The organism is Plantibacter sp. CFBP 8798, assembly GCF_014841195.1.
Lineage (GTDB): Bacteria > Actinomycetota > Actinomycetes > Actinomycetales > Microbacteriaceae > Plantibacter > Plantibacter auratus.
In genome coordinates this window covers 612,309-622,176 of the sequence record NZ_JACYTS010000002.1, presented here as the reverse complement: position 1 = coordinate 622,176, position 9,868 = coordinate 612,309, and the positions used below count along the sequence as shown (strand labels likewise).

Below are 9,868 nucleotides of genomic sequence, written 5' to 3'. Positions count from 1 at the left end.
GCTAGGCTCACAGGCGGCGGAAGGAGCCCCCATGGCGAGACCACCGGCACGGAACGCCGTCGGCAGACCCCGACGATCCTCCCGACGCGTCCTCGAGGAGGCGGCCGCCGAACTCTTCCTCGAACAGGGATACCCCGGCACCACCGTCGATCAGATCGCGAGCCGCGCCGGCGTCAGCCGCAACACCTTCTTCAACTACTTCGGCTCCAAGAGCGACGTCCTCTGGGTCGACGTCGACGCTGCGCTCGCCGGACTCGAACGGGCGCTCGCCGCAGCCGGGGACGCCCCCGCGACGGATGTCGCCGACGCCATGCCGTCACTGCAAGCCGCGCTCCTGGGCATCGCCGAGGAGCGCTCGAACGGCGCCGTGCCCTGGGCGCTCACGCAGATCGAGTTGATGGACACCGCGTGGGAGCTGCAGGCGTCCGGCCTCGAACGTCTGCTGCGTCTCCAAGCCGTGCTCCGGGTCTCGCTCGCGCGCCTCGCCGTCCGCGCCGACGAGCTGACCATCCGGTCCGCCGCAGCGGCGCTCGCCGGCGCGATCGTCGCCGGCGCCGGGGCCTGGGCGGCCGCAGGTGTCGGCCGGGGCGAGCTCGGCGACTACCTCCGCCGCGCGATCGCTCCGGTGGTGGACGGGTACGGCCGCGCGCTCGCCCGGATCGACGGGCCGAGTTCCTCGTAGCCGACCCTCCTCGGAGCCGCTCCGCAGGCTGTACGATGGGACCATCGACATCGATCCGGCCATCACCGGGGAGTCCTCGGCAGAACAGCGACCGCTCAGCGGGAGCCCAGTAGAACCGAGCGGGTCAGGCCCGTCACAGCCGATGCAGAGCGGCCGTTCCAGTGGAGCGGCAAGCGGGGTGGTACCGCGTCGGCAACGCCGGCGTCCTCGCAGGACCCACGAGACCTGCCAGGAGAACGATGAGCTACCCGAAGTCCCAGGAACCGACCCCAGCCGAGTCGGCGTCGAACGGCGCGGCGTTCGGCGTGACGCCGTCGCCCAGCTTCCCCTCGATCGAGGAGGGGGTGCTCGCCCGATGGGCCGCCGACGGCACCTTCCAGGCCTCCATCGATCAGCGCGAGGGCGCTCCGGAGTGGGTGTTCTACGACGGCCCACCCTTCGCGAACGGACTCCCGCACTACGGCCACCTCCTCACGGGCTACGCCAAGGACCTCTTCCCCCGGTTCCAGACGATGCGCGGCAAGCAGGTGCACCGCCGGTTCGGCTGGGACACCCACGGCCTCCCCGCCGAGCTTGAGGCGGAGCGCCAGCTCGGCATCACCGACAAGCGCCAGATCGACGAGATGGGGCTCGCCGCGTTCAACCAGGTCGCACGTGACTCCGTCCTCCGCTACACGGAGGAGTGGCAGGACTACGTGACGCGCCAGGCGCGCTGGGTCGACTTCGAGCACGACTACAAGACCCTCGACGTGACCTACATGGAGTCGGTCATCTGGGCCTTCAAGCAGCTCCACGACAAGGGCCTCGCCTACGAGGGCTACCGGGTGCTGCCCTACTGCTGGCGCGACCAGACGCCGCTCTCCAACCACGAGCTGCGGATGGACGACGACGTCTACCGCTCCCGCCAGGACCAGACCGTCACGGTCACCTTCCCGCTGGTCGGTCCGAAGGCCGAGAGCCTCGGGCTCACCGCCGTCCGCGCGCTCGCCTGGACGACCACGCCCTGGACCCTGCCGACGAACGCCGCGCTCGCCGTCGGGCCCGACATCGAGTACGCGGTCGTCCCGGCCGGTCCGAACGGCACCCCCGACGCCACGGTGCTCCGCGAGGAGGGCTCCTCCCACGCCGACACCGAGGTCCTCGGCGGCGAGTACCTCATCGCCTCGGCGCTGCTCGGCAACTACGCGAAGGACCTCGGCTACGACTCCGCGGCCGAGGCGCAGGCCGCCGTCTCCCGGACGATCGTCGGGCGCGAGCTCGAAGGCGTCTCCTACGACCGCCTCTGGGACTACTACGCCGACGCCGAGTGGGGCATGGAGCAGGCCTGGCGCATCCTCGTCGCCGACTACGTGTCGACCGAGGACGGCACCGGCATCGTGCACCAGGCCCCCGCCTACGGTGAAGAGGACCAGAAGGTGTGCGAGGCCGCCGGCATCCCGGTGATCGTCTCCGTCGACGACGGCGGGAAGTTCCTCCCCGAGGTGTCCGACGTCGCCGGTCTCCAGGTCTTCGACGCCAACAAGCCGCTCACCCAGCTGTTGAAGGCACAGGGACGCCTCCTGCGTCAGGCGAGCTACGAGCACTCCTACCCGCACTGCTGGCGCTGCAAGCAGCCGCTCATCTACAAGGCGGTGTCGAGCTGGTTCGTCCGCGTGCCCGAGTTCCGCGACCGCATGGAGGAGCTCAACCAGGAGATCACCTGGGTGCCGGAGAACGTGAAGGACGGACAGTTCGGCAAGTGGCTCGCAGGTGCGCGCGACTGGTCGATCAGCCGCAACCGGTACTGGGGTTCACCGATCCCCGTGTGGAAGAGCGACGACCCGGCCTACCCGCGCATCGACGTGTACGGCTCGCTGGACGAGCTCGAGGCCGACTTCGGTGTGCGCCCGACCGATCTGCACCGCCCGTACATCGACGAGCTCACGCGGCCGAACCCCGACGACCCGACCGGCCGGTCGACGATGCGCCGCATCACCGACGTCCTCGACGTCTGGTTCGACTCCGGATCGATGCCGTTCGCCCAGGTGCACTACCCGTTCGAGAACCGCGAGTGGTTCGACTCGCACAGCCCCGCGGACTTCATCGTCGAGTACATCGGCCAGACGCGTGGGTGGTTCTACCTCCTGCACGTGCTGTCGACCGCGCTGTTCGACCGCCCGGCGTTCACGAGCGTCGTGAGCCACGGCATCGTCCTCGGCAGCGACGGCCAGAAGATGTCGAAGTCGCTGCGCAACTACCCCGACGTCAACGAGGTCTTCGACCGCGACGGTTCCGACGCCATGCGCTGGTTCCTCATGTCGAGCTCGGTGCTGCGCGGCGGCAACCTCGTCGTGACCGAGGAGGGCATCCGTGAGGGCGTCCGTCAGGTGATGCTGCCGCTGTGGAACACCTGGTACTTCTTCTCGCTGTACGCCAACACGGCGGTGCCTGGTGGCTACGACGCCGAGTGGCGCACGGACTCCACCGACGTCCTCGACCGCTACATCCTCGCCAAGACGCGTGAGCTCGTCGTCACGGTGACCGACCACCTCGAGGCGTTCGACGCGACCCTCGCAGCGGCCTCGCTGCGGGACTTCGCGGACGTCTTGACCAACTGGTACGTGCGTCGCTCCCGCGACCGCTTCTGGTCGACCGACGGTGGCGTCTTCGACCGCGACGCCTTCGACACGCTCTACACCGTCCTCGAGACGTACTGCCGGGTCGCCGCTCCACTCCTGCCGCTCATCACGGAGCAGATCTGGACCGGCCTGACGGGCGAGCGCAGCGTGCACCTCACCGACTGGCCTGAGCCCGAGGCGTTCCCGGAGGACTCAGCACTCGTCGAGGCGATGGACCGGGTCCGCGAGGTCTCCGGTGTCACCCTCGCCCTCCGCAAGCAGGCCGGTCTCCGTGTCCGGTTGCCGCTCGCATCGCTCACCGTGGTCACGCCCGACCCCGCGTCGCTCGCACCGTTCGAGGCGATCCTCCGCGAGGAGCTCAACCTCAAGACCGTCTCCTTCGCCGAGTTGACCGACACCAGCGGCACCGAGTTCGGCGTCACCTCGCGCCTCTCGATCAACGCCCGCGCGGCGGGCCCGCGCCTCGGCAAGACGGTGCAGCAGGCGATCAAGGGCGCTCGGAGCGGCGACTGGTCCGAGGTCGACGGCACGGTCACGGCCGGCGGCATCGAGCTCGTCGACGGCGAGTACGAGCTCGTCATGGAGGCGTCCTCGGGCGCCGCCGGTGGCGTTGCGCTCGCGCTCCTGCCCTCGGGTGGCTTCGCCCTGCTCGAGACCACGCTGACGCCCGAGCTCGAAGCGGAGGGACTCGCCCGCGACGTCATCCGTGCTGTGCAGGACACCCGGAAGGCGGCGGACCTGCAGGTGAGCGACCGGATCCGGCTGCAGCTCCGATTCGAGGACGACGCCGACGAACGCTCGGTGCGCAGTGCTCTCGACGTGGTCGACCTCGCCGGCGACACCCTGGCGACGTCCCTGACCTGGTCCAACGACGAGGCCCAGGCTGGAGCGTCGGGCTTCGCCCAGTCGTTCGCGGCCGGGAAGTTCGGCAACGCCGGAGCCTTCACCGTGACCGTCGCGCGTGCAGAGGAGACCGCCGATGTCCGATGACCTGATCCCCGGAGACGAGTTGTCCGCGGCCGATGCCGCCGACGCCGTGTACCGCGAGCTCCTGGAACGGCTGGGGGAGGCCCAGCCGCAGCCGCGTCTCGGTGCCACCAAGCGGGCGCTCGAGCTCCTCGGCAACCCGGAGTCGTCCTTCGCGATCATCCAGATCGCCGGAACGAACGGCAAGACGAGCACGGCGCGCATGATCGAGAGCATCCTCCGCGCCCACGGGCTCCGCACCGGTCTCTTCACGAGTCCGCACCTCGTCCGGTTCACCGAGCGCATCGGGATCGACGGCGAGCGGATCTCGGACGAGGCCGTCGCCAGGAACTGGGACGACATCAAGCCGTATCTGGCGATGGTCGACGCCGAGCTCACGGCGGCCGGTGAGCCCGCGCTGACCTTCTTCGAGGCGCTCACCGTCCTGGGATTCGCCTGCTTCGGCGACGCCCCCGTCGACGTCGCCGTCGTCGAGGTGGGGATGGGCGGTGCCTGGGACTCGACGAACGCCGCTGATGCCGAGGTCGCCGTCTTCACGCCCATCGACCTCGACCACGTGCAGCGTCTCGGCAAGACGATCGCCGAGATCGCGCGCACCAAGGCCGGGATCATCAAGCCCGGGGCGCAGGTGGTCTCGGCCGCGCAGCACCCCGACGCGCGTCAGGCGATCGTCGACGCCGCCGCGGCGGTCGACGACCCGGCCGTGTTCGAAGGTGAGGAGTTCGCCCTCGTGCAGGGCGCCGTGGCGGTGGGCGGACAGCTCATCACCGTCCGAGGGCGCGCCGGCACCTACCCGGAGCTGTACCTCCCGCTCTACGGGGACCACCAGGGACGGAACGCGACGCTCGCGATCGCCGCGGTCGAGGCGTTCCTCGGCGGAGCGACCCAGCCGATCGCGGAGGACGTCCTCGCGGAGGGCCTCACCGAGGTCGCCTCCCCGGGGCGTCTGCAGCTCATCGGCACCGAGCCGACCGTGCTCGTCGACGCTGCGCACAACCCGCACGGTGCCGCGTCCTTGGTCGCCGCACTCGGCAGCTACTTCGACGTCGACGAGATCGCCTTCGTGGTCGGCATCCTCCAGGACAAGGACGCCGCCGGTATCCTGACGACCCTGGCGCCCGCCGCATCCGGCTTCTTCTTCACCCAGTCGGAGTCGGAGCGGGCGATCCCCGCCGAGGAGCTCTCGCGCCTCGCCGCGTCGCTCGACCTGCCGGCGTCGACCTTCGCCGACACGCTCGACGAGGCCGCTGAGGACGCACGGCGCTGGGCCGAGGAGGCGCCGCGCCGGTTGGTGGTGATCACCGGCTCGATCACCCTCGTGGGCGAGGCGATCGAGGTCGCCGACGACCGGGAATGGAAGGCGACCGCATGAGCGGCATGGCACGGAGTCGGGCTCCACGGAGCATCAAGCAGACCCTCGGATCGATCATCCTCGGCTTCGAGATGATCGTCATGTTCCTCGGCGCGCTCGTCATCTTCGGGCTGAAGGCCCTCCCGGCCCCGGTCGCGTTGATCGGCGGAGCGGTGCTGTGTCTGATCATCGTCGCGACGATCCCGCTCCTGCGATTCCGCTGGGGGTATTGGCTGGGCTGGGCGGTGCAAGCCGCTATCGTGGCTACCGGCCTGCTCGTGCCGATGATGTTCCTCGTCGGCGGGATGGCCGCAGCCGTCTGGACCTATGCGATGGTCCAAGGCGACAAGATCGAGCGTCAGCAGGCGCTCTACCGAGAAGCGAAGGATTGACCGTGGCTGTTGAAGAAACCCTGGTACTCGTGAAGCCTGACGGCGTCGCACGCAACCTGACCGGCGAGATCCTCCGTCGGATCGAGGCGAAGGGCTATTCGCTCGTGGACCTGCGCATGGTCGAGCCGGACCGCGAGCTCCTTGCCGCGCACTACGCCGAGCACGAGGGCAAGCCGTTCTACGAGCCCCTCGTCGAGTTCATGCTGAGCGGTCCCGTCGTCGCGATCCGCGTCGCCGGCAACCGCGTCATCGAGGGCTTCCGCTCGCTCGCCGGCACGACCGACCCGACCACCGCTGCGCCCGGAACCATCCGCGGCGACTTCGGCCGCGACTGGGGTCTCAAGGTCCAGCAGAACCTCGTCCACGGCTCGGACAGCGCCGAGTCCGCCTCCCGTGAGCTCGCGCTCTGGTTCGCCTGACGCCCCGACTCCGCACGACGAAGCCCGCCTCCGATTCCGGGGGCGGGCTTCGTCGTACGCGTCAGGCGGCCCTTCGGGCCGCCACCGGCTACAGGTAGGACAGGACGTCGAGGCGGAGCTGGGCGATGACCGCCACCACGAGGTAGCACCCGAGCGTCACCACCACGATCCACGAGGACACGACCCCGGCGACGCGGCGGACGGCGGGGGACGCCGGGATGATGCCGTTCCGCAGGGTGAACGAGGTCACCGCGATGAACGAGGGGATCGTCACCGACCAGGTGACCATGCACCACGGGCACAGCGTGCCGAGGACGAAGATGCTCTGCGAGATCAGCCAGATGACGAATCCCAGCGCACCGAGGAACCCGATGTTGAAGGCAATCCAGAACCACCGCGCGAACTGCGCACCGGCGAGGACCGCGACGCCGACGGCGATCGGGGCGATCCAGGCGGCGAGACCGATGATCGGGTTCGGGAACCCGAGGATGGCACCCTGCCAGGAGTTCAGGTTGACCCCGCACTGCACGAGGATGCTCAGATTGCAGCCGAGCTGGGCGTTCGGGTCCTGCAGGAGCTGGAACTTGTCGAGGGTGAGCGCGAACGCCGCGATCCACCCGATGACACCTGCGACGATGAGGAAGATGGCGAGGCCCTTGGGGCGCGCGTCGATGACCGGAGTTGACACGCCCTGATTCTCGCACGCCCGCCTGAACGGCGGCGGGACATGCCCGGGTGGTCCGTACTCAGGACCGTCGGCCCTGTTCGTGCGATAATCGTGGGGTGGTGCCCGAGCCGCGCTCGACCGCACGACACAACAGGCTTGTTGGGCAATGAGAGCCCAGGACCCGCCGGCACGTGCCGGCACGATCGTGAGAGCTCCGAGAGCCAGCGATCACACAGGATTTGCGAACGGCTGCACCCGCGGCCGCACGCACGAGACGAAGAACCGGAGGGTGGCGCGGCCACCGACCCGGCATAGGGGAGTACACCAGGAATGGTGAAAGAGCACACCGAGGATCCGGCCACGCCGGGGACCGAGCACGAACCGACCGACCAGCACCTCACGACGCCCGAGACGGCGGACGAGTCGACCAGCACCGAGACGGACGCCCAGGCGGCCGGGCCCGACGAGCAGTCGGCACCTGCCGCACCGGTGCGTCCACCGACCACCATGCTGCTGTTCCAGGCGCCCGACCTGCCGCCGATCGTCCACCGCGATGACGAACCGCTCGAGGCGGAGCTCAGCTCGTCGAGGCGTCGCACGCGTCGTCGTGCCGGCGAGGACGGACCGGAGCAGGGCGAGCGGGGTGGCGACTCGCGCCCCGACACCCGCAACGTGGTCAAGGTCCGCACGCCGCGTGAGCCGGAACTCATCACCGAACCGCAGAAGGTGCGCGGCTCGACGAGGCTCGAGGCCAAGAAGCAGCGTCGCCGTGACGGACGCGACGCCGGTCGTCGTCGTCCGGTCGTCACCGAGGCCGAGTTCCTCGCCCGCCGCGAATCGGTCGACCGTGTCATGGTCGTCCGCTCCAAGAACGGTAAGACGCAGATCGGCGTGCTGGAGGACGGCGTGCTCGTGGAGCACTACGTCGCCAGGAGCCAGGAGGCGTCGCTCATCGGCAACGTCTACCTCGGCCGCGTGCAGAACGTCCTGCCCAGCATGGAGGCGGCGTTTGTCGACATCGGTCGCGGACGCAACGCGGTGCTCTACTCCGGCGAGGTCGACTGGGACTCCGTGGAGACGGGCAACCAGCCTCGCCGGATCGAGCTCGCGCTCAAGGGTGGCGACAAGGTCCTCGTCCAGGTCACGAAGGACCCGGTCGGGCACAAGGGTGCGCGCCTGACGAGTCAGGTCTCGCTCCCCGGTCGGTACCTCGTCTACGTGCCGAACGGCTCGATGAACGGCATCTCGCGCAAGCTGCCCGACACGGAGCGCGCCCGCCTGAAGAAGATCCTCAAGGAGGTCCTCCCGGAGAACGTCGGCGTCATCGTCCGCACGGCCGCCGAGGGCGCGACCGAGGAGCAGCTCACGCTCGATGTCACGCGGCTGAAGTCGCAGTGGTCGGAGATCTCCCGTCAGATCGAGACGGTCCAGTCGCCGGCACTGCTGCACAGCGAGCCCGACCTGCTCATCAAGATCATCCGCGACGTCTTCAACGAGGACTTCCACAAGCTCGTCATCCAGGGCTCGGATGCGCTGCAGGACATCCAGAGCTACCTGCGCGGCGTCGCCCCCGACCTGCTCGAGCGGGTCGAGCCGTACGACGGTACGGGCGACTCCTTCGTGGACTACCGCATCGCCGAGCAGATCGAGAAGGCGCTCGACCGCAAGGTCTGGCTGCCGTCCGGCGGATCCCTCGTGATCGACCGCACCGAGGCCATGACGGTCGTCGACGTCAACACGGGGAAGTTCGTCGGTTCCGGCGGCAACCTCGAGGAGACGGTCACCAAGAACAACCTCGAGGCCGCCGAGGAGGTCGTGCGTCAGCTGCGGCTGCGCGACATCGGCGGGATCATCGTCGTCGACTTCATCGACATGGTGCTCGAGTCGAACCGCGACCTCGTGCTGCGCCGCCTCGTGGAGTGCCTCAGCCGCGACCGCACGAAGCACCAGGTCGCCGAGGTCACCTCGCTCGGTCTCGTGCAGATGACGCGCAAGAAGCTCGGTCTCGGCCTGCTCGAGACGTTCAGCGAGCCCTGCGAGGTCTGCGCCGGACGCGGCGTCGTCGTGCACCACGACCCCGTCGTGAAGCACCGCCAGACGCCGCAGCCGGAGCAGCAGCGCCGGCGCGGCAAGGGCGGGTCCCAGGGCGGGCAGCCGTCCTCGAACGGCCAGAGCGCCCAGCAGAAGCCGGCCGGACAGACGCACGGGATCACCGACGACGCGAAGAACGCGCTCGCCCTGATCGCGGCGCGCACGCTGCACCACGAGGAGCTCGCCGCCGCCGAGGCCGTGGCCGACGCCGTCGTGGCCGAGGCGCAGCACACGCAGTCGCAGCACACCGAGGCGCAGGGTTCCGAGGAGTCGGTCTCGGACGAGTCCACGACGTCACCGGAGGATCAGTCCGGGTCGCACGACGGTCGTCGGAGCCGGCGCGAGAAACGAGAACCGCGCCGTCGCGGCGGTGACGGGTCCCGCCGGGGTGCTTCGGAGGAACGCCCCTCCGAGGCGCCGAGCGAATCCGCCTCCCCGGCGCTGGCCTTGCTCGACCTGCCGATCGCACCGGTCGCCGACAAGCCACGTCGCGCAGCCGTCGCGGACCCCGAGCACCTGCTCGAGTCCGTCCTCGACGCGCTCCCCGAGCCGAAGCAGCCGGGTCAGGGTCGCGGCCGCAGCCGCCGGGTGTCGACAGCTTCACTCGCGGGCGGACAGGCCGTCGGTTCGGACGGCGCGCAGCGTCAGGCCGAATAGTCCG

At 69.7% G+C, this 9,868-nt stretch carries 7 protein-coding genes; 6 read left to right on the top strand and 1 reads right to left on the bottom strand.

Features of this window, described 5'->3' with window-relative positions:
• Window positions 1-31 precede the first annotated feature (31 nt).
• From IFU30_RS09920 to ndk, 5 genes are all read left to right on the top strand, one after another.
• Window positions 32-682: a TetR/AcrR family transcriptional regulator gene (locus tag IFU30_RS09920; RefSeq protein ID WP_079705719.1), complete on the top strand. Its 651-nt coding sequence runs from the start codon at window positions 32-34 to the stop codon at window positions 680-682.
• 239 nt (window positions 683-921) lie between these two features.
• On the top strand, window positions 922-4,290 hold the full coding sequence (gene ileS / locus IFU30_RS09915) for an isoleucine--tRNA ligase (protein ID WP_192005076.1): 3,369 nt from the start codon (window positions 922-924) through the stop codon (window positions 4,288-4,290).
• Window positions 4,280-5,659: a bifunctional folylpolyglutamate synthase/dihydrofolate synthase gene (locus IFU30_RS09910; protein WP_192005075.1), complete on the top strand. Its 1,380-nt coding sequence runs from the start codon at window positions 4,280-4,282 to the stop codon at window positions 5,657-5,659. The genes ileS and IFU30_RS09910 overlap by 11 nt, the downstream gene beginning before the upstream one ends.
• Entirely contained in the window at window positions 5,656-6,030 is a 375-nt protein-coding gene (locus IFU30_RS09905) for a DUF4233 domain-containing protein (RefSeq protein ID WP_064295611.1), read from the top strand. Before IFU30_RS09910 ends, IFU30_RS09905 begins: the two co-directional genes overlap by 4 nt.
• Before the next feature lie 2 nt (window positions 6,031-6,032).
• Window positions 6,033-6,449 carry a nucleoside-diphosphate kinase gene (gene ndk / locus IFU30_RS09900; RefSeq protein WP_079705723.1) on the top strand — a complete coding sequence of 139 codons (417 nt, stop codon included), beginning with the start codon at window positions 6,033-6,035 and terminating at the stop codon, window positions 6,447-6,449.
• Window positions 6,450-6,537: 88 nt separating this feature from the next.
• Here the strand turns inward: ndk and IFU30_RS09895 are convergent, their stop codons facing one another.
• Window positions 6,538-7,137 (bottom strand): vitamin K epoxide reductase family protein, encoded by a 600-nt coding sequence (locus IFU30_RS09895; RefSeq protein ID WP_192005074.1) that lies wholly within the window; start codon window positions 7,135-7,137, stop codon window positions 6,538-6,540.
• A 312-nt stretch (window positions 7,138-7,449) separates the two neighbouring features.
• On the opposite strand from IFU30_RS09895, the gene IFU30_RS09890 reads away from it, so the two are divergent.
• The gene (locus IFU30_RS09890) at window positions 7,450-9,864 is read left to right on the top strand and encodes an Rne/Rng family ribonuclease (protein WP_342450845.1); all 2,415 of its coding nucleotides are present in this window, start codon (window positions 7,450-7,452) and stop codon (window positions 9,862-9,864) included.
• Window positions 9,865-9,868 lie beyond the last annotated feature (4 nt).